This window comes from Streptomyces erythrochromogenes, assembly GCF_036170895.1.
GTDB classification, from domain to species: Bacteria; Actinomycetota; Actinomycetes; order Streptomycetales; family Streptomycetaceae; genus Streptomyces; species Streptomyces erythrochromogenes.
In genome coordinates this window covers 7,968,489-7,987,331 of the sequence record NZ_CP108036.1, presented here as the reverse complement: position 1 = coordinate 7,987,331, position 18,843 = coordinate 7,968,489, and the positions used below count along the sequence as shown (strand labels likewise).

Annotated in this window: 16 protein-coding genes; 10 read left to right on the top strand and 6 right to left on the bottom strand. The window is 72.9% G+C overall.

All coding sequences use genetic code 11. The features are described from left to right. The first annotated feature begins 5 nt into the window (after nucleotides 1-5). The 6 genes from OHA91_RS36690 (at nucleotide 6) to OHA91_RS36665 (ending at nucleotide 7,689) form a co-directional block, all read left to right on the top strand. Complete coding sequence (locus tag OHA91_RS36690) at nucleotides 6-1,295, top strand: phenylacetate--CoA ligase family protein (RefSeq protein WP_031151697.1); 1,290 nt, start codon at nucleotides 6-8, stop codon at nucleotides 1,293-1,295. After that, a complete protein-coding gene (locus tag OHA91_RS36685) occupies nucleotides 1,292-2,578 on the top strand; it encodes an MFS transporter (protein WP_328740830.1) in 1,287 nt (428 codons plus the stop codon). The genes OHA91_RS36690 and OHA91_RS36685 overlap by 4 nt, the downstream gene beginning before the upstream one ends. Next, nucleotides 2,575-3,720, top strand: a complete 1,146-nt coding sequence (locus tag OHA91_RS36680; protein ID WP_031151695.1) for a GNAT family N-acetyltransferase — start codon at nucleotides 2,575-2,577, stop codon at nucleotides 3,718-3,720. The genes OHA91_RS36685 and OHA91_RS36680 overlap by 4 nt, the downstream gene beginning before the upstream one ends. Nucleotides 3,721-3,725: 5 nt before the next feature. Beyond that, nucleotides 3,726-4,874 carry a LuxE/PaaK family acyltransferase gene (locus OHA91_RS36675; protein WP_328741213.1) on the top strand — a complete coding sequence of 383 codons (1,149 nt, stop codon included), beginning with the start codon at nucleotides 3,726-3,728 and terminating at the stop codon, nucleotides 4,872-4,874. Nucleotides 4,875-4,876: 2 nt separating this feature from the next. Continuing rightward, nucleotides 4,877-7,387: an acyl-CoA reductase gene (locus OHA91_RS36670; protein ID WP_328741212.1), complete on the top strand. Its 2,511-nt coding sequence runs from the start codon at nucleotides 4,877-4,879 to the stop codon at nucleotides 7,385-7,387. Between the two features lie 122 nt (nucleotides 7,388-7,509). Beyond that, entirely contained in the window at nucleotides 7,510-7,689 is a 180-nt protein-coding gene (locus OHA91_RS36665; protein ID WP_266504927.1) for a DUF6480 family protein, read from the top strand. 18 nt (nucleotides 7,690-7,707) lie between these two features. Here the strand turns inward: OHA91_RS36665 and OHA91_RS36660 are convergent, their stop codons facing one another. The 3 genes from OHA91_RS36660 to OHA91_RS36650 are packed head-to-tail and all read right to left on the bottom strand — an operon-like array spanning nucleotide 7,708 to nucleotide 9,632. Then, nucleotides 7,708-8,697: a MerR family transcriptional regulator gene (locus tag OHA91_RS36660; RefSeq protein WP_328740829.1), complete on the bottom strand. Its 990-nt coding sequence runs from the start codon at nucleotides 8,695-8,697 to the stop codon at nucleotides 7,708-7,710. 56 nt (nucleotides 8,698-8,753) lie between these two features. Next, complete coding sequence (locus OHA91_RS36655; protein ID WP_328740828.1) at nucleotides 8,754-9,251, bottom strand: DUF427 domain-containing protein; 498 nt, start codon at nucleotides 9,249-9,251, stop codon at nucleotides 8,754-8,756. 12 nt (nucleotides 9,252-9,263) lie between these two features. Further along, nucleotides 9,264-9,632: a UBP-type zinc finger domain-containing protein gene (locus tag OHA91_RS36650; protein ID WP_078959341.1), complete on the bottom strand. Its 369-nt coding sequence runs from the start codon at nucleotides 9,630-9,632 to the stop codon at nucleotides 9,264-9,266. A gap of 182 nt (nucleotides 9,633-9,814) precedes the next feature. Between OHA91_RS36650 and OHA91_RS36645 the strand changes: the two genes are divergently transcribed. Continuing rightward, nucleotides 9,815-11,320, top strand: coding sequence for a cryptochrome/photolyase family protein (locus OHA91_RS36645; protein WP_328740827.1), 1,506 nt, complete (start codon nucleotides 9,815-9,817; stop codon nucleotides 11,318-11,320). A 772-nt stretch (nucleotides 11,321-12,092) separates the two neighbouring features. Further along, entirely contained in the window at nucleotides 12,093-13,574 is a 1,482-nt protein-coding gene (locus OHA91_RS36640) for an MFS transporter (protein WP_328740826.1), read from the top strand. 75 nt (nucleotides 13,575-13,649) lie between these two features. On the opposite strand, the gene OHA91_RS36635 is transcribed toward OHA91_RS36640, so the two are convergent. Continuing rightward, entirely contained in the window at nucleotides 13,650-14,633 is a 984-nt protein-coding gene (locus OHA91_RS36635) for a phosphotransferase family protein (RefSeq protein ID WP_328740825.1), read from the bottom strand. Between the two features lie 294 nt (nucleotides 14,634-14,927). Further along, on the bottom strand, nucleotides 14,928-15,338 hold the full coding sequence (locus tag OHA91_RS36630; RefSeq protein WP_266504946.1) for a hypothetical protein: 411 nt from the start codon (nucleotides 15,336-15,338) through the stop codon (nucleotides 14,928-14,930). Nucleotides 15,339-16,423: 1,085 nt separating this feature from the next. On the opposite strand from OHA91_RS36630, the gene OHA91_RS36625 reads away from it, so the two are divergent. Continuing rightward, nucleotides 16,424-16,906 (top strand): lamin tail domain-containing protein, encoded by a 483-nt coding sequence (locus tag OHA91_RS36625; protein WP_031155608.1) that lies wholly within the window; start codon nucleotides 16,424-16,426, stop codon nucleotides 16,904-16,906. 133 nt (nucleotides 16,907-17,039) lie between these two features. On the opposite strand, the gene OHA91_RS36620 is transcribed toward OHA91_RS36625, so the two are convergent. After that, nucleotides 17,040-18,104, bottom strand: coding sequence for an alkene reductase (locus OHA91_RS36620; protein ID WP_328740824.1), 1,065 nt, complete (start codon nucleotides 18,102-18,104; stop codon nucleotides 17,040-17,042). Between the two features lie 178 nt (nucleotides 18,105-18,282). On the opposite strand from OHA91_RS36620, the gene OHA91_RS36615 reads away from it, so the two are divergent. Then, a complete protein-coding gene (locus OHA91_RS36615; protein ID WP_328740823.1) occupies nucleotides 18,283-18,825 on the top strand; it encodes a MarR family winged helix-turn-helix transcriptional regulator in 543 nt (180 codons plus the stop codon). Nucleotides 18,826-18,843: the final 18 nt, after the last annotated feature.

Genomic DNA, 18,843 nt, shown 5'->3' with positions numbered 1-18,843 from the left:
GGCCCATGTCCGCCCAGCAACTCTCGGACCTCATACGTTTCGCCCGTCACAACTCGCCCTTCTACCGGGACCTCTACGGATCCCTGCCGCCTCACGCCGACCGTCTCAGCGACCTTCCCGTGGTCGACCAGCAGGCGTTCTGGGCGGCCAACACCCTGCACGACAGCCGCGTACTGACCGGCCCGCTCAGCGAGGCCACGGTCTACAAGACCGGCGGCACCACCGGATCCCCCAAGTTCTCCGTCTACACCCGGGACGAGTGGCGCACCTTCGTCACCTCCTTCGGGCAGGGCCTCGTGGACACGGGACTGCGCCCGGGACACCGCGTCGCCGACCTCTTCTACGCCGGGGAGCTGTACGCCAGCTTCCTGTTCGTCCTCGACTCGCTCGCCCACGCGCCCGTGGACAACGTCCGCCTGCCCATCGGCGGCGGCGCCCCGCTGGAGTCGACGATCCCCACGCTGCGCGATCTCGCCGCGCAGGTGCTCGCCGGTACGCCCACCACCCTGTGCCGGCTCGCCGAACAGGTCGTCGGGTCCGGCGTCCGGCTCGATTCCGTCGAGCTGCTCCTCTTCGGCGGCGAGGCGCTCTTCGACGACCAACGGCGTCTGCTGGCGGCCGCGTTCCCCGGCGCCGAGGTCCGCTCCGTCGGCTACGCCAGCGTGGACGCCGGCTTGCTCGGCCGGCCCGTGCCGGGCGCCGACGCGCGGGTGCACCGGGCCTTCACCCCGTACTCCCTCATCGAGATCCTCGACGACTCCACGGACGAGCCCGTCACCGAGCCGGGCCGGCCCGGCCGGGTCGTCGTCACGAGCCTGTTCCGCCGCCTGATGCCGATCATCCGCTACCCCGCCGGCGACCGGGCCGAATGGACCGGCACCGGACCCGGGCACTTCCGGATCCTCGGCCGCGCCGAGGAGGGCGTACGCGTCGGACCCGTGTCCCTCTACACGCAGGACGCCCAGGACGCCGTGGCCGCGGCCGACACCGCCGGGCAGGTCGTCGGCATGCAGCTCGTCGTCCGGCGCTGGGAGGGCCGCGACGGGCTCGTCCTGCGGCTGGCGACCGCCCCCGGGGACGAACACGACCCGGATCGCCGGGAAGCGGATCGGCGGGAGTCCCTCGCGCGGGCCGTCGTCGCGGAGCTGGAGAGCGTACGGCCGCTGTATCCCGACAGCGTGCGTGCCGGGTTCGTGCACCCGCTGTCCGTGGAGTGGGCGCGCCACCGCGACCTCGCCGTCAACCCGCGCTCGGGCAAGCTCGTCCGGGTCCTCGACGAGAGGCCGACGGCATGACCGCCGCCCCCAGCACCCCCGCGGCCGCTCCCCCGGGCCGGCGCAGCCCGCTGATCCTGCGCAACCGCGCCTTCGCCGCCGTGTGGTTGGGCCAGGTCCTCACCCAAGCCGCCGTGCGCATGTTCCAGGTCGGCGTGTCCTGGTGGATCGTCGCCTACGCCGTGCAGGGCTCCCGCGGTCTGGCCTCCGGGCTGTTCATGGCCCTGTGCACGCTGCCCGCCGTGGTGCTGGCTCCCGTGGTGGCCCGGACGGTGGCCGGGTTCGCCCACCGTTCGGTGCTGCGGACCGCCGCCGGCCTGGCCGCGGCGACCGCCGGCCTCCTCGCGGTATGGGCGCAGGGCGGCGGACCGCCGCTCGCCTGGGTGTACGCCGCCGCTCTGGCCCTGGCCACCTGCCAGGCGTTCTTCGACCCCTGCCTGACCACCTCGGTGCCCGAGCTGGTCGACGACGCCGACATCGAGACGGCGACCGGCTTCGAGCTGTCCACCCAGTCCCTGGCGGGCCTCGGCGGCGCGCTGCTCGGCGCACTGACGGTCGACCGGGCCGGTGTGGCGGGACTCGCCGCGGGCTGCGCGGCCGCCTACGCCGGCGCCGCCCTCCTCGTCACGAGCGCCCGCTTCCGCAACGCGGCGTCGTCCGCGGCCGGCTCGGACGCGCCGCCTGCGCAGCGCCCGCTGCGCCGCATCCTCGGCGAACTGCCCTACGTGCGGCGGATCCTGGTCTGCTTCACCGCGGCGAACCTCTTCACCGCCGCCGTGTTCGTCGTCATCCCGCTCTACACCCGTTCGGTCCTGCACGGCGGTGGCGGCACGGTCGCCCTGCTGGAGGCATCGCTGGGCGCGGGCGCCCTCGTCGGCGCCTTCACCGGCACGCGCGTTCCCGGGCGGCCCACGGTCGCCGGCGCCTGGTGCCTGGGGCTGATGGCCCTCGCTCTGGCGCTGCCCGGCCTGTTCGCCCACCGCCTGGTCATCGCGGGCTGTCTGGCGGTGGCCGGCTGGTGTGCCGGGGCGGTCAGCGTCCGGTTCGTGGCCCTCTTCCAGAGGCTGGTGCCCACCGCCGACAAGCCCGGCTTCTTCGCCGTGATGCAGGCCGTCCTGGGCGCCTCGCTGCCGGTGGCGTCCCTGGTGTTCGGCTCCGCGGGCGACCTGCTCTCCCCGCAGGCGCTGTGCCTGGTGCAGGGTGTCGGCCTGCTGCCCGCCGCCTGCGCGCTGGCCCTGCTGGGGTCCGGTACGCCCGCACCCGCGCCCTCGGTGGAGCCGGAAGCCGTCGGGGGCGCCCGGTGAACCCCGTCATCACCGCGGCCACCGCCGCGGACATCGCCGAACTGCGCCAGCTCTACTACGCGGTCTACGGACCGCACTACCCCGTGGCGCTCGGCACCGACCCGGCCGAGATGGCCCTGCTCATGGCGGACCCGCACTCCCTGTGGCTCGTCGCCCGCTGCGCCGCCACCGGGGCCCTGGCCGCGTCCGCCGCCATCCACGGCGAGGCCGGCAGCCGGATCGCCCGGCTGGAGGGCATCGCCGTGCATCCCGAGCACCGCTCGGCCGGTCTGGCCGCCACCCTGACCGAGGCGCTCTGCGCCGAGATGCTGGACACGGGCCGGCTGGACTCGGTGTACGCGACCGTCCGCACCGTCGGCTCCGGTCCGCAGCGGGTCGTCGCCCGCAACGGCTTCCGTCCGCTGGGCATCCTGCCCAACGCCGTGGATCTCCGCAGCCGCGAGAGCCTCGCGCTCTACGCGCGTCACTCCCCCGGGGTGCTCGACCGCCGGGTGCCCGTCACCGAAGTGCCCGCCGTGCTGCTGCCGTTGCTGCGCACGGCCGGGGAAGCCCTCGGCATCGGCTACCCGCAGGTGCGCGCCGCGGCCGGCCCGCTGCCGGCGCCAGCGCCGCGAGGGGCCGTGGAGCAGCTGGAGATGATCGAGGCGCCGGCGTTCGTACGCCGCCGCTTCCGCGAGCGGTTCCCGGGCGCGGAGGGCTGGTTCTACCCGCTGCACACCCCGAACGTGCTGCTCACTCCCGAGGACGGCCGGTTCGAGGTGTACGCCTACCTCAACCGCGCCGGCGGGTACTGCTCCCTGCTGACCGCCCACCCCGACCCGGCGGCCGCGGCCGCCCACCTCGAACCCGTCACCCGCGCCCTGGCCCGCGCGGGCGCCGGCTACGTGGAGGCGCTGGTGCCGCTCGCCCACCAGGAGGCCCTCTCCGCCTTCCTGGCCCAGGGGTTCGTCGCCGGAGCCCTCTACCCGGCGATGCGCGCGGACGGCGACGGCTTCCACGACTACGCCGTCCTGTCCCGCTCCAGCGAGCGGATCGACTTCCGCGGCGTCGCCGTCGAACCGCCCCTCCAGCCCTATCTGGACTGCTACGCGTCGGCCTGGGCGTCGGCGCACCTGCCCACACCATCCGAGGTTGCCCCATGAACCGCATGAACCCCCATCTCGCGCCGGTGGCCGTACCCGACCCGGCCCTCCTGCCACACGTCCAACAGCTGTGCGACCTGACCGACCCCTACGCCCACGGGCCCGCGGTGGACGAGCTGTTCGCCGCCGCCATGGCGGAGACCAACGCCTGGCACACCGAACGCTCCGCGTTCTTCCGCTCCCTGTACGAGGCCACTCCCCCGGCGGAGCCGTACCGTACGCCGCTCGTCCACGCGAACTTCTTCAAGCGCCACGAGGTGCTCTCGATACCCCGCGAGGACGTCGAGCTGCACCTGACCTCCTCCGGCACGACCGGCCAGAAGTCGCAGATGTTCTTCGACCACTGGACCATCCGCTCCGCGCAGCGCATGGTCGCCCGGATCTTCGAGCGCAACGGCTGGATCACCCCGGACCAGGAGGTCAACTACCTCCTGTACAGCTATGAGCCCGCCCCGTCGCTGAACCTGGGCACCGCCTTCACCGACAACTACCTGTGCGACTTCGCGCCGGCCCGCAGCGTCGAGTACGCGCTGCGCAACACCGGCGGCGACCACGAGTTCGACCCCTTCGGCTGCATCGCCGCGCTGCGCCGCTTCGAGGGGGAGGACGCCCCGGTCCGCATCCTCGGCTTCCCCGCCTTCCTCTTCTTCACCCTGGAGCGGATGCGGGCCATGGGGATGGCGCCGCTGCGCCTGCCCGAGGGCTCGCTCGTCGTCCTCGGCGGCGGCTGGAAGGGCCACGCCGACCGGCGCATCGAGAAGGAGGAGCTGTACGCGCGCGTCACCGAGCAGCTCGGCATTCCGGGCGAGCGGATCCGGGACACCTTCGGGTCGGTGGAGCACTGCATCCCCTACATCGAGTGCGACCACCACCGGCTGCACGCCCCCGTCTGGTCCCGGGTGACGATCCGCTCCACCCGGGACCTGGAGCCCCTGCCGTACGGGGAGCGGGGCTACCTGCACCTCGTGTCGCCGTACATCACCTCGGTGCCGGCGCAGAGCGTGGTCATGGGCGACCTCGCCTCCCTGCAGCCGGGCGAGGCGTGCGGGTGCGAACTGGAGACCCCCTGGTTCACCGTGCACGGCCGTGCCGGGGTGAGCCGCAACCGGAGCTGCGCCGTGGCCGCGGCGGAACTGATGAAGGGAATGGCGTGACCATGAGCGTGCACCACCACTACTGGCAGGGCTCCTTCGTCGGCGACGAGGAGGCCGGGCGCCGCCTCGCCGAGCTGCCGGCCGCCGTCGAGGCCGCGCTGGCGACGGAACTGGACACCGAGACCGTGCTGGCCGCCTGCGACGCCCTCTCCGCCGCGCTGTGCGACCCGGACCACGCGGTGCACGGCCGGCTCGCCGCGCATCTGCCGGAGGGCGAGGACCCGGCGGTCCTGGCCGAGCTCGGCGCCCTCCTCGGTCGGCGTGAGCTGACCCGCAAGCTGCGCCGGGAACTGGGCGACACGGCTCCCGGCCGGCTGAACCGGGCGGATCCGCGCGAGACGGTCTACGAGGCGTGGGCGCCCGTGGGCCTGGTCGCCCACATCGCCCCGGGCAACGCGTCGACGGTGGCACCGCTGAGCATCGTCGAGGGCCTGCTCGCCGGCAACGTCAACGTCCTCAAGACCAGCAGTGCCGACACGCTGCTCACCCAGCACCTGATGGCCGAGCTGGCGGCCCTGGACCCCAGTGGCGCGCTGGCCGCGCGGATCGTCGTGCTGCGGTTCCCGTCGTCCCGGCAGGAGTGGCTGCGCCTCATGTGCGCGCCCGCGGACGCCGTGGCCGTGTGGGGCGGGGAGGGCGCCGTGGAAGGTGTGGCGGCCCACGTGCCGGCCGGTTGCCGGCTGGTGGAGTGGGGGCACCGGATCTCCTTCGCCTACCTGACGAGTGACGCCTGGTCGGACGCCGTGACGCTCGGCGCCCTCGCGGACGACGTGTGCCTGCACGAGCAGCAGGCCTGCTCCAGCCCCCAGGTGGTCTACCTCGACACCGAGGACGAGGGCGAGGTGTTCGCCTTCGCCGAGCGCTTCGCGGCCGTGCTCGCGGCCCGGCCGCCGGCGGTGGGCGCCGCGTCGACGGCCGATCCGGACCCGGCCGAGGCCGCCGAGCTGACCACCACCGAGCTGATGGCCCGGCTGGAGGAACACCTCGGTCTCACCCGGGTGTTCGCCGCGCCGGACGGCTCGTGGCGGGTCATGGCCGACACCCGGTCCCCGCTCACCGCCTCGCCGCTGCACCGCAGCGTCTGGGTCAAGCCGCTGCCGCGCAAGCGGATGATCGCCACCCTGCGCCCGATGCGCCGCTACCTGCAGACGGCGGGCCTCGCGGGCAGCCGGACCGACATCGCCGAGCTCTCCCGCACCGCCCTGGCCGCGGGCGTCACCCGTGTGACGCCGATCGGCGCCATGCTGGAGAGCTACGCGGGCGAGCCGCACGACGGCGTGTACGCCCTCCAGCGCTACAGCCGCCGCGTCGCCGTCCAGGCAGACCCGGCCCTCTTCGCCACCACCGCCTGCCTGGACGACCTGGCCCGGCCCGTCGTCCTGCCGCCGCCCGCGGGCCCGCTGCTCGGCAAGGAGGACGTGCAGGAACCGGCCCGGCGGGTGGCGCGCGCCGATGCCGAGCTGTACTTCCGCAGTGGCGGCAGCACCGGAGCGCCCGCGCTGTCGATCTTCAGCTACGACGACTACGACACCCAGATGCACGCGGCGGCCCGCGGCCTGCTCGCGGCCGGCTACGACCCGGTCGGGGACCGCACCGCCAACCTCTTCTACTGCGGCGCCATGTACGGCAGCTTCATCAGCTTCTTCTCCGTGCTGGAACGCCTCGGCGGGGTGCAGCTGCCGCTGTCGGCCGGCCCCGACCACCGGGCGACGGCCCAGGCGCTCATCGACCACGGGGCCGACACGCTGTTCGGGATGCCCTCCTATCTGTGGCAGCTGCTGCACGCGGAGGCGGACGCGCTGCGGGCCTACGGCGGTCTGCGCAAGGTCTTCTACGGTGGCGAGCACTTCACGCCGGAGCAGCAGCGCACCCTGAAGGACACCTTCGGCATCGAGGTGATCCGCTCGATCACCTACGGCAGCACCGACCTCGGGCCGCTGGGCTACCAGTGCACCGAGAGCACCGGCGGCGTCCACCACCTGCACGCCGACCTGCACACCATGGAGATCCTGGACCTGGCCGAGGACCGGCCGGCGGCGCCGGGCGAGACGGGCCGGCTGGTCTTCACCACGCATGCCCGGCGCGGCCAGCAGCTGGGCCGGTACGTGATCGGCGACCTCGGCCGGGAGGTCCCGGGCCGCTGTCCGTGCGGTCGGTACGCGCCCCGCTTCGAACTGCGGGGCCGCACGGGCGACGTGATGCGGGTGGCGACGTACTTCCTCAACCACCGCCGTTTCCTGGACCTGGCCGGGGAGGGCGGCGGCCACCGCGGCGAGCTGCAGGTCCGGCTCGACGTCACGGACGCGTGCGAACGGCTGACCGTACGGGTGGAACGCACGGGGGCGACGGATCCGGAGCGGCTGCGGGAGGTCTTCCTCGCCGGCTACCCGGAGCTCCGGTCGGCGGTCGCGGAGCGGCTGCTGGACCTGGTCGTGGAGGCCGTCGACGGCGCGTCGCTGGACCGCAGCCCGACCAGCGGCAAGCTCCTCGCGGTGGTCGACGCCCGCAGGTAGGTCCCGTACGCGGCCCGCTGCCCGCCCGGCGGCGGGCCGCCGTTTCGATGCAGAAACACTGCGAGTTGCACCGGGGGGCCCGGGCGCGTGACCGTGGGGATCTCGGGGAGTTCGGAGGCATCATGTCCACTCCACGGATACCGCCCGGGGAGACTCCCCCGGCGGAGGGATCCATCTCCTCGGCCCATCCGGAACGCGGCGACGGCGGGGTGTGGGAGCACCCGGGGGTGTTCCTGGCCCTCATCGTCATAGGGGCCGCCCTGGTCGCCGCCTTCTTCGTCGCGCGCATCGCGGGGTGGTGACCCCGCGTCGCGCCCCGCTCAGGGCCGTCTGGCCGCCGCCGAGGAGGTGAGCGGGCCGGCCACGGCCGCGCAGTGGCGGTCCAGGACGTCCAGCGCCTCGCGCAGACCGGTCGGGCGGAGCATGCCGGGACCGGGGGCCCGATTGCCCCAGCCGGGGCCGGCGAGGACCACCAGCGGACGGGTGCGGGCGCCGCGGACACCGAAGGCCGTCGCGGCTACCTGGCGGGCCAGGGTGCGGTCGGCCGTGTGCCGGGACTGGGACCAGAGGACCACGGCGGACGGCCCGGTCCTGCGCACCGACGCCGCGAGGGCCTCGGCCGGTACCGCGGCGCCCAGCATCCGCAAGGGCAGTGCGCGCTCGGCGAGGCCGGCGGCGAGCGCTTCGAGGGGCAGGGAGTGCTGCTCGCCGGGAACGCATGCCATCAGCACCGGCGCCGCGTCCCGGGGGCTCGGCGGGGCGTTGCCGACGGCCTGCCGCAGGACGGTGGAGACGTGCCAGGACAGGAGGTGCTCCACCTCGACGTAGCGGTCGCCGGAGGACTCCCATGTGCGGCCCACCGCGTGCAGGGTCGGTGCGATGGCCTCTTCCCAGGCCACCACGAGCCCGTGGCCCTGCACCAGAGCGGCCAGCAGCCCGGCCATGGCCGGGCCGTCCAGCCGTACCGCCGCGCGGGCCAGGCCCCGGAACTCCTGCCGGATGTCCCCGAGGGGCAGTCCGCCACCCGGTCCGGGGCCCTGGGCCCGGCGCGCTTCGGCGGCGGGCAGCGGGCCGGGGTCCACCGCGCGGGACCGGTTCGCCCGGGACAGCGCCACACCGGCGGCCTCCGAAGGGGACACTCCCGACGTGGTGAGCCGGCACATGTCCTCCAGGACGGCGATGTCCTCGACGGTCCAGCGCCGGTGCCGCCCGCCGTCGCGTACCGCCGGGCCCATGCCGTAGCGCCGGTCCCAGGACCTGAGGGTGGTGGGCGAGATCCCGAGGCGCCTGGCCACGGCTCCGGTCGTCATGCGGGGAGTACAGGGGAACTTCTCGGGCATGGCGGCACCACCTCGGGACCCACCCATCACCAGCCCCGGCTCCCGGGCACGCCCTTGAAGGGGCCCGTGATCTCGTCCGTGATCCACCCGCCGTAGAAGCCGCCCGGCTGGGGCCGGACCCGCTCTCCGTCCACCGTGCACGCCTCGACCCGGTCGGCATGGAACGCGAGATGACCGGTGATGGGCGCGAAGTCGGGCCGCGGGGCCTCGTAGCTCCACGCGATGTCGGGCGCGGGCGGGACGCCGTGCTCCGGGCCGAGCCGCCAGTAGGTGGCAGTGCCCTTCCACTCGCACACGCTCCGGTGCTCCGAGGCCCGGAGGAGTTCGATGCGCACATCGGCCCGCGGTATGTAGAACACCGGCGGGTGGCTGGTCTCCAGGACGCGGAGGCAGCGCCGGGAGTCGGCCAGCGCCACGCCGGCGTGCCGTACCACCACGTGCCGCGTGTCGGGCTCGATCCGGGGCGGGCGCGGGTAGTCCCACACCGATTCCGTCGCCGCCCTGTCCACTCCGTTCGTTCCCATGAGGACCTCCCGTCAGTACCGTGTCCCGCCGGCCGGCGGGTCCGCAGCGTTCCGCCCTGCCCGGACCAGGAAGACCTCGTCCCGGAAGCACCAGGCCCAGTCCTCGTCCGGTGCGAGCGACACCGCTACAGGGTGCCCGCTCTCCAGGTGGTGCGCGTAGGAGTGGCGGCCCCTGGAGCTGTCGCAGCATCCGACGTACGCGCAGCTCACGCACTGCCGCAGCCTCACCCAGGGCAGTCCGCGCGGCAGGCACCCCGAGCAGCCGGCGGCCGGTGCCGCCGGGGCCGCCCGCTCGTGCTCCAGGAGGTCGAGGTGCGCGCAGGCGCGTCCGTCCGGGCGCCCCGCGTCGGGCGCGACCTGCCACTGCCCGGATCCTCCCATCGAGCCTCCGCTCCGCGATCGGAAGGCGTCCGCCGCTCGCGGACACTCCTGTGCTCCCTCTTCTGTGCGAGTGCCACGAACGGATGCGTCGCGGACCCGCCACCCGCAGGGTGCGTCCGAAGCGCCCCGCATCCGGGAAAGGGCAAGGGGGACGCAAACACCGTGTGAGGAAGGGTGGCGACATGACCGGCGCGCACTGGATCTTCGGCGATCAGCTGGGCCCCGCCTTCACCTCCCCGGGGAACGGCGGGATCCCCCGTGACACCCGACTGGTGATGATCGAATCTCAGGCCGTGTTCCGGCGACGGCGGTTCCACCGGGCCAAGGCGCACCTGGTGCTCTCGGCGATGCGTCATCGCGCCGCCGAGCTGGGGGACCGCGTGGTCTACGTCAAGGCCGACACCTACCGCGAGGGCTTGCGCCGAGCCGTCGGCAGCTCGCCCGTCACGGTGTACCACCCGACCTCCCGGGCGGCCGCGGCCCTGGTGAACTCCCTGGGCAACGTGACCGTCCTCCCCGCACGGGGCTTCCTGGTCGGCCACGAGGATTTCGCGGCGTGGGCGGCGGGCCGCGGCGACGGAGGGCTGCGGCTGGAGAACTTCTACCGCCACGTGCGCAGGGAGCACGATCTGCTGATGGACGGGGGCGAGCCGGCCGGCGGGCGGTGGAGCCTCGACCACGCCAACCGGGAGCCGCCGCCGCGGGGAGCGCAGGCCCTCGGCGCACCCGCCCCCTACCGGCCCCGCGAGGACGACATCGATGCCGGCGTCCGGGAAGACCTCGACCGCTGGGAGCGGGCCGGCGCCGTCTCGTTCGTCGGCCGGGACGGACCGCGGCTCTTCCCGGCCGACCGGCGCGAGGCGCTCGCCGCGCTGCGGCGTTTCGTCGACCACCGGCTCGCCGGGTTCGGCGCCCACGAGGACGCCATGCTGGCCGCGGACCCGGTGCTCAGCCACAGCCTGCTGTCCTCCTCGCTCAACCTGGGCCTGCTGGATCCGGCGGAGTGCGTGGAGCGCGCCGAGGCCGCGTGGCGGGCCGGCGCCGCGCCGCTCAACTCCGTCGAGGGCTTCGTCCGGCAGATCGCCGGATGGCGCGAGTACGTCTGGCACCTCTACTGGCACTTCGGCGAGGAGTACCGGACGTCCAACGTCCTGGGGCACACCGCCCCGCTGCCCGCGTGGTGGGTCTCGCTCGACGCGGACGCCGTGTCGGCCCGCTGCCTGTCGACCGTGCTCCGCCAGGTCAGGGACACGGGGTGGACCCATCACATTCCGCGGCTGATGGTGCTGGGCGGTTACGCGCTCCAGCGGGGCTGGGACCCGGCCGCGCTCACGGACTGGTTCCACCGCTCGTTCGTCGACGGCTACGACTGGGTCATGCTGCCCAACGTGGTCGGCATGTCGCAGTACGCGGACGGGGGCTGGATGACGACGAAGCCCTACACGTCCGGCGGCGCCTACATCGACCGGATGAGCGACCTGTGCGGGCCGTGCCGCTACCGCCCCGGCTCCCGCAGCGGCGAGGACGCCTGCCCCTACACCGCCGGGTACTGGTCCTTCCTCCACCGCCACCGGGCCCTGCTGGGGCGGGGCGCCCGCACCGCCGGCCCGGTCCGGGGACTCGACCGGCTGGGGGACCTGCCGGAGCTGCTCCGGCAGGAACGCGACCGCGGCGACAGCGCTCCGTGAGGCTTCCTGTAGGCGGACGGCCTGGAGTTCCAGGACTGTTCACCCCCTTGTGACCTGGGACTTCCCGGAGCGGCCCGGAGCGGCGGGTCGAATGACGAGAACCAAGAGGTCTGGACCATTCGAGTCACGCCAATCCCGTGGCTCATTACGCCCGTTACCGACCGCTTGTAGAGTGCGGGGCTGCCCACCCGTCACGCACCCTTGTGGAGCCGACAGCAAACGCGCCCACCGCGAAGATCCGGTCAGGGCCGTCTTGCGTGTCCTGGCCGACGGAGGCTGGCCAGCTTCCAGAAGGGCGTCGATCGCCACTCCAGGACACGTTGCGTGGGAGCTGACCCCGTCCGCCCCGACCGGTCGTCCTTCGTGCGCCGCACGATGCGCGTGCGGCCCGCGCCAGCATCGCTTTTCCGCTACAACTACGGCCCGCCCCTGCAGACTTGTCGGAAGATCACAAGTTCCGCGACGAGCGGTCGGCTCCGGGCTACGCTCCCCGCTCCGGGTTCCGCGGCGCCCGCGCCGAGCGCCCGGGCCTGCCATGAGATCGCTGTCCACCTGCGGTCGGTCGCTCTCAGCGCGAACCACCCACCATGCCCAAGACCTCGCACAGATCGGCCGGCACTTGGAGGAAGCCGTCGCGGTCCTGCCGCCGTATCACCCCCCCGTACCACACTCCGCTCCGCGGCCGTGACACCACGCCCGGTGGCCGCAGCACCTTCGGCCACCACCGCGTCCACGCAAGACGACAGGCCCTGCCCCGCCCCGCACTCCTCTGATGGAAAGCCCTGCCCTGTTGACCCTGGCCGAACACCCGACCACTGCCCCGCCGCTCGCCACATACGGCGCCGTACTGGGCAGCCGACACGTCGTCCGCCTGCTCGGCGGCACTCTGATCGGGCGCCTGCCCAACTCCATGGTTCCGGTGGGACTCGTCCTGTGGATCACCGGCGGCGGGGGCTCGCTGGCCTTCGCCGGAATGCTCGCCGCCCTCTACGGCCTGGCGTCCGGGCTGTCCCAGCCGGTCAAAGGCAGGCTGATGGACCGCTACGGTCAAACCCGTGTGTCGACACCGGCGGTGCTGCTCAACGCCGGCTGCCTGGCAGCGCTCCCCTTGATCGGGGCGGGCGGGCACCCCGCGGCGGTGACCGCGGTGGTCGGGCTCGCGGGTCTGGTCACACCTCCGCTGGAGGCAGGGCTTCGGGCGCTTTGGCCGACAGTCCTGCCTGACTTCGGGCGGCGCCGAGTCGTCCAAGCCCTCGACACCGGCTCGCAAGGACTCCTATACATCGCCGGCCCCCTGCTCGCCTCGTGGCTGGCAACCACGCAAGGGCCCGACACCGCCTTGGCCGCGACCGCCGCCCTCGGGCTCGTGGGCACGACGGTCGTCCTGACCGCCGCACCGTCGCAGACCTGGCGTCCTGCCGCCGGGGTGATGGGAAGAGGGCGACTGGTGAGCGCCGGCCTGGTCCTGCTGCTCACCGCGCTGGCAGGAACGGGGTTCGCATTCGGAGCGATGAACGTGTGGGCCGCAGGCATGGCCGGCACCCACGGGCAGGCAATGCTCTGCGGACTGCTGCCTGCCGTTTTCTCCACCGGCAGCTTCCTGGGCAGCCTGATCTACGCCCGCCGGGCGTGGCCCGGCACGACCAAATCCCAGCTCATCACCACCAGCGCCCTGTTCCTCCTCGGCTGGGCTCCCCTGCTGGCACAGCCCGACCCCCGCACAGCCTTCGCCCTCGCTGCAATCCCGGGGCTGTTCTTCACCTTGATCATCACCAACGGCTTCCACACCGTGGACGCTCTGGCCTCCGCCTCCCGCACCACCGAGGCGTACTCCTGGCTGATCCTGTCGGTCGGCACCGGGCAGGCGGCCGGAACCGCGCTCGCCGCAACCCTCGCCGCCCACCCCGATGTTCTGGCCGCGCTCCCCGCCGGCGGCGCCGCCACCGCGCTGACCATCCTCATCCTCGCCCGCCGCAAGCTCGGCCCAGGCCGTCGCCTCGGCCGCCACCGGCGTACCCGACAACAAGGACATCCGCGCCCAATGCCATCACCGACTCGATGGCGAGCAGCGGGGACGCGCTCGCTGCTCGCGGCGTGGACCGCCTGTGAATGGGTGCTACGCGCCTTGGCTGGTCACGCTCGAGGGAACCGGCGTCGCCACAGGAAGGGGTCGCTCGACCACCCGGCGGCCCGGTTACGGTACCGAGCAAATAGAGGGTTCCGGGGAGCGTGTTCGCTGGTCGACGGGCCCTGATGTCCGAGCTGTGGCCCGGAGCCAGGAAGGGGAGCCGCCCCGCGCGGGGCGGCTCCCCTTCCTCGTGACCTGTCGTCACATCAGAGCGGCCAGGTTCTCGGCCACCGCACGGTACGAGTCCTCGACGCCGGCCTCGTTGCCGAGCCGGTGACGCTCCAGGCGCAGCGCACCGAGGTGACGCAACTCGTACACACGCCGCCGCCACCGACAGGACTCAGTGTCCGTACGCGCAGGGTAGGCGTCGAAGAAGGACAGCCGTTCGTCCTGCTTGGCCCGGGCCATCCGCATCGTCCAGTCCGCCTCCGGGTCACCCCACCAGGTGCGGTCCAGGTCCAGCACCCCGCAGATCGCTGGAACGGGAGCCGGCGCGAGCAGGGTGTTCACAGTCCACAGGTCCCCAGTCAGCAGCCGGGGCTTGCCAACCTCGTCGAGCAGGCGGGCGCCCGCCAGCGCGACATCGGAGGCTCTGCGCAGGTCGACCGCGTCCAGGCCGCAGCCCTCCACGTCGTTGGCGATCTGGCCCAGTGACGCGACGACGGCCTGACTCCAGCGGGCGTGACCGGGGCCGGCGACCGGCCCGAAGGACGGGCCCGCGACGGCGTGTACGGCGGCGGTGATTTCGCCCAGCTGCCGGAAGAAGAGGCCGTGCGTGTCCTTCGGAAAGGAGCCCAGCTTCTGGGGCGCGGGGGTGCCGGGCAAGAAGGACTGGAGCATCCAGTCCCTGCCGATCACCGAGCCGGTGAAGTCCGCGGTGAGTACCCTCGGCATCAGATCGGCGATCGGCGCCAGCCACGGCACGGAGGCGCACTCGTTGCGCATCAGGTGCGCCTCGGAGGTGAACTGCCGTTCGGCGGGCGGCGCCACGCGCAGTACGACCGGCTCGGCCGTGGCGCGCAACCGGATCCGATAGACGCTGTTGTACAGGCCGCCACCCAGCTCGACCGCCGACTCCACCACGGTGCAGCAGCCGAACGCGGCCCGTGCGATCGCCTGGACATCGCTGGCGGTTACGCTCTGTTGGAAGGACCCGTCAGGGCGCTGGATCGTACGAAACTCCACAGCAGCACCTTCCTGGATCACACGTCGCCCCGGGTACGAAAAGTCGGCTGAGCAGTGGCCGGCACCTGACCGCGCTGGAGGAGAAGAGGCGGATGAGCCCGGGGGGAACACGAGGCGCAGGTAATCCCCTTCCCCTCACGCACCGTGGAACCTCAACCCGTCGAGTTCCCGGATGTGCTGTGCTCCACGAAACTCGACCTCTCGCTCAGGGAAGTCGCCGACAGCCGCAGCTGACGCCGCCGGTGGGGGCCTCGCCACGGCTGAACCCCCGTGGGCCCCTGCCGGTAATCGGCGCTACCGGGCGGCGTTGAACGAGTAGGTGGCGGTGCCCTTGAAGAACTTGTAGTCGTCGAGCTTGCCGAGCTCGAACTCGTAGGTGCCCGCCGGGCTGTCTTCGAACTTGGCCGTCCGGCCGGCGCGGCACTTGATCTTCTCCGTGCCAGAGACGTAGTTGAAGCCGTCGGTGCGCCGCAGCAGTACGGTCATGTCCCCATTGGGGTGGTCGCACTTCTTGACGGTGAAGTGGATGCGGCCCCGAATGCCCGTCTTGAACTCGGGTGTCAGCCAGATGTGCTGGTACTCGAAGTTGACGGTCCGGCTTGCCGCGTGGGCAGGCGCCGCCTGTGCGACGGCGAGGACCGCGGAGCAGCACAGGGTCGCGGCGACGTGCGACAGGCGTCGCAGTGAGGTGTGATGACCGGGCATATTGCACGCTTTCCCTCGGTGTGCACGATTCGTTACTCATCTTCCTGGAGGGGGTGCGGCCGAGGCATCGCGCGTCCAGGTGACGGTGTCGCGGCGAGATTGACCGGCACTGGCGCGCCCCGCCTCAACACGGCCCGCACGTGTCACGGTTGAACAAGTTCAATTCTTCCGTGAGGCCCCAGCCCTGCCGCAGCCAACGTCCTTTCCGGCGCCTGCCGCTGTCGGATTCCTGCCTGCACGCAAGGGAGCCCCATGTCCGTACCGGTTCCGCTGCCCGGCCCGCCACCACCGCCCGGGTACGTCATCCCCCTGCCTCCGCCTCGGCGGGAGGAGGTGGCGTGATGAAGCTCATCGGCTTCTCCGGCGCCGCCTTCACCGCGGTCATGGTCCCGCTCTGGCGGCTCTCATGCTGATTGCGTTCTTCCAGGTCGGACCGGGGGGCAGGCCGATCAACAGCAGCGCACCGCCCAGACCGCGGCCAGGTCCGCCCCCGCACATCCGACCCCCGCCGCCCATCGGCGGCCGCGGACGCCCTGACGGCTGCCGCGTGCCGTTCGGCCCGCGCGGCCGTACCGCCACCGGGCAGCACCGCGAGCTCGACGGCCTCCGCGACCGTCGCCACCAGCCGTGCCAGCTCCGCCGGACCGGGATCTGCCCACACAACCCTTCGCCGGCGCGGCGGCCGCCCGTCACCCTTCGACCGCGAGGCCCACAGCAGCGAAACACCGTCGAACGCCGACACGGCCGCCACCATCCACCTCGCCGCCATCTCCATCTGGCGGCCAGCGAGGCGATCCAAAGGAAACGGTCCGGCCGCGCACCGGCACTCCACTCACAGAGCGTGAGGGGAGCGCTACTCTCCGAATCGCCTGTCACACGGGAGAGTTATGGATATGTCGGGATTGAGCAACACGAGAATTATGTGCGGCGCATCGTCGCGATCCGGGGCCAGAGTGTGGCTCCTCGGCCAGGCGCCGGGAACCGTTTCAGGCCAGACCGGTACGCATCCGCACCCGTAGGTGTGCGGGTGCGGGTGCATGTCGCCGGTCGGGGCCGCCCGTTGACGTCGAAGGGGTCCATCCTCCATGTCTGCTTCCCTCGCCACCCGCCGCGCTCTCGCCGCCCTCCTGGCCGCCGGCACCCTCGTCGGCGCCGCCGCGCTGCCCGCCGCGGCCGACGACCACCGCCGCGACCAGCGCGGCCGCCACTCCGCCCTCGTCATCGGCGACGTCCAGTACGACAGCCCCCACCGCGGCGACCGCTCCCACCGCGCCCTCAACCGCGAATGGGTCGAGATCAAGAACACCGGCCGGAACAGCGTCAACCTCCGCGGCTACACCCTCACCGACCAGCAGGGCAACCGCTACCGCTTCCCCGACTTCCGCCTGGACGGCCGCTCCGCCGTCAAGGTCCACACCGGACAGGGCCGCGACACCCGCCACGACCTCTACCAGGACCGCAACCGGCAGGTCTGGAACGACCGCGACACCGCCACCCTCCGCGACAACCGCGGCAACGTCGTCGACACCGAGTCCTGGGGCCGCCGCGGACACCAGCACCGCGGCTGACACGGGAAGTGCCCGCCCGTGGTGACGGCGGGGCAGTCTCCCGCCGTCACCGCCAGGCACCGGAAGACATATGCGGACCGACTCCACGCTCCTCGACGGGGACGGTCCGCCGCGCTCGCGGAACGCATCCCGTTCAGAGGGTCGGGTAGTCCGTGTAGCCGCGGGCGTCGCCGCCGAAGAAGGTGGACACGTCCGGGGTGTTGTAGGGGCCTTCGGTGCGCAGGCGGTCCGGCAGGTCCGGGTTGGCCAGGAAGAGGGCGCCGAAGGCGACGAGGTCGGCGGTGCCGTCCTCGATCAGCGCGAGGGCCCGGTGGTCGGTGGGGCCCTCCGTGGCCGGGTTCAGCACGAGCGGCCCGGAGAACTGCTTGCGCAGGGCGAGAGTGGTCTCCCGCACCTCGGGGCCGTACTCCATCACGTGCAGGTAGGCCAGCCCCAGTCCGTCGATCTCCTTGACCAGCGCCTCGTAGACGGGCCGCGGGTCGGGCTCGGAGATGTCGTTGTAGGGGTTTCCGGGCGAGACGCGCAGCGCCGTGCGCTCGGCGCCGATCGCGGCGGCGACCGCCTTGACCACCTCGACCGCGAAGCGGATGCGGTTCTCGGACGGGCCGCCCCACTCGTCGGTGCGCAGGTTCGAGCCGGGGGCCAGGAACTGGTGGATCAGGTAGCCGTTGGCCCCGTGCAGCTCCACGCCGTCGAAGCCCGCCTCGATGGCGTTGCGGGCGGCTTCGGCGTAGTCGGCGATGGTCGCCCGTACCTCGTCACCGGTCAGCTCGCGCGGGGTCACGAAGTCCTTCATTCCCTCGCCGGTGAACAGCTGGCCGGCGGGGGTGACCGCCGACGGGGCCACCGGGACGAGCCCGTCGGGCAGCAGCGAGGGGTGGCCGATGCGGCCGGAGTGCATCAGCTGGGCGAAGATCCGGCCGCCGGCCGCGTGGACGGAGTCCGTGACCGCGCGCCAGGCCACGACCTGCTCGGCGTCGTGCAGGCCGGGGGTGAAGGGGTACCCCTGTCCGACGACGGAGGGCTGGACGCCCTCGCTGATGATCAGGCCGGCCGTGGCGCGCTGGGTGTAGTACTCGGCGACGAGCGGGGTGGCGACACCGCCCTGTCCGGCGCGGCTGCGGGTCATCGGAGCCAGGGCGATCCGGTTCGAAAGGGTGCTGCCGGCCACGCGGACCGGGTCGAAAGCGCTGGTCATTTTCGCCTCACAGAGATAATTGGTCGGCCAATCAATGGCTTCGAGATGCAGCGTACCCCATTAGTTGGTCGGCCAAGGTAAAATCTGGAAGGCGGGTAAAATCGACGGAGCGGACGACGGTCCGGGCGAAGCCCCGCCCGCCGGACCCCGCCGCACCCGACGCAGGAGGAGCACTCCCATGACCCCGGAAACCGCCCAGGAGACGCGCACGCCCACGCAGTGCGCGGCGGTGCCCAGCGCCGTGCTGGACGGGCCGGTGAGCCATGCGATCAGCCGGGTGGCCCGGCTCCACCGGATCGCCGCGGGCCGCCTGCTGCGGGACCTGGGGCTGCATCCGGGCCAGGAGTTCCTGATGATGCACCTGTGGGACAGCGGGGCCGTGCGCCAGTCGGAGCTGATCAAGGCGGTCGGACTCGACCCGTCCACGGTGACCAAGATGCTCCAGCGCCTCGAACAGTCCGGTCACGTGCGGCGGCGTCCCGACCCCGCGGACCGGCGGGCCTCCCTGGTCGAGGTCACGGAGGCGAGCTGCGGGCTCTTCACCGAGGTGAGCAGGGCGTGGGGCGAACTGGAGCGGCAGACCCTGGGCGGCCTGGACGAGGCCGAGCGCGCCGAGCTGGGCCGCCTGCTGGGCAAGGTGGAAGGCTCCCTGTGCACGGCGGTCGCCCGGGGCGGCGACGCCGAGTGCGGGACGGCGTACAAGGGTCCGATCGACTGCTGAGCACCGCAGGGCCCGCCG

What these genes read in the sequence shown, in the direction of transcription:
- OHA91_RS36690 (WP_031151697.1), top strand. Translation starts at nt 6, where the DNA reads ATGTCCGCCCAGCAACTCTCGGACCTCATACGTTTCGCCCGTCACAAC.
- OHA91_RS36685 (WP_328740830.1), top strand. Translation starts at nt 1,292, where the DNA reads ATGACCGCCGCCCCCAGCACCCCCGCGGCCGCTCCCCCGGGCCGGCGC.
- OHA91_RS36675 (WP_328741213.1), top strand. Translation starts at nt 3,726, where the DNA reads ATGAACCCCCATCTCGCGCCGGTGGCCGTACCCGACCCGGCCCTCCTG.
- OHA91_RS36670 (WP_328741212.1), top strand. Translation starts at nt 4,877, where the DNA reads ATGAGCGTGCACCACCACTACTGGCAGGGCTCCTTCGTCGGCGACGAG.
- OHA91_RS36665 (WP_266504927.1), top strand. Translation starts at nt 7,510, where the DNA reads ATGTCCACTCCACGGATACCGCCCGGGGAGACTCCCCCGGCGGAGGGA.
- OHA91_RS36660 (WP_328740829.1), bottom strand. Translation starts at nt 8,697, where the DNA reads ATGACGACCGGAGCCGTGGCCAGGCGCCTCGGGATCTCGCCCACCACC.
- OHA91_RS36655 (WP_328740828.1), bottom strand. Translation starts at nt 9,251, where the DNA reads ATGGGAACGAACGGAGTGGACAGGGCGGCGACGGAATCGGTGTGGGAC.
- OHA91_RS36650 (WP_078959341.1), bottom strand. Translation starts at nt 9,632, where the DNA reads ATGGGAGGATCCGGGCAGTGGCAGGTCGCGCCCGACGCGGGGCGCCCG.
- OHA91_RS36645 (WP_328740827.1), top strand. Translation starts at nt 9,815, where the DNA reads ATGACCGGCGCGCACTGGATCTTCGGCGATCAGCTGGGCCCCGCCTTC.
- OHA91_RS36640 (WP_328740826.1), top strand. Translation starts at nt 12,093, where the DNA reads ATGGAAAGCCCTGCCCTGTTGACCCTGGCCGAACACCCGACCACTGCC.
- OHA91_RS36630 (WP_266504946.1), bottom strand. Translation starts at nt 15,338, where the DNA reads ATGCCCGGTCATCACACCTCACTGCGACGCCTGTCGCACGTCGCCGCG.
- OHA91_RS36625 (WP_031155608.1), top strand. Translation starts at nt 16,424, where the DNA reads ATGTCTGCTTCCCTCGCCACCCGCCGCGCTCTCGCCGCCCTCCTGGCC.
- OHA91_RS36620 (WP_328740824.1), bottom strand. Translation starts at nt 18,104, where the DNA reads ATGACCAGCGCTTTCGACCCGGTCCGCGTGGCCGGCAGCACCCTTTCG.
- OHA91_RS36615 (WP_328740823.1), top strand. Translation starts at nt 18,283, where the DNA reads ATGACCCCGGAAACCGCCCAGGAGACGCGCACGCCCACGCAGTGCGCG.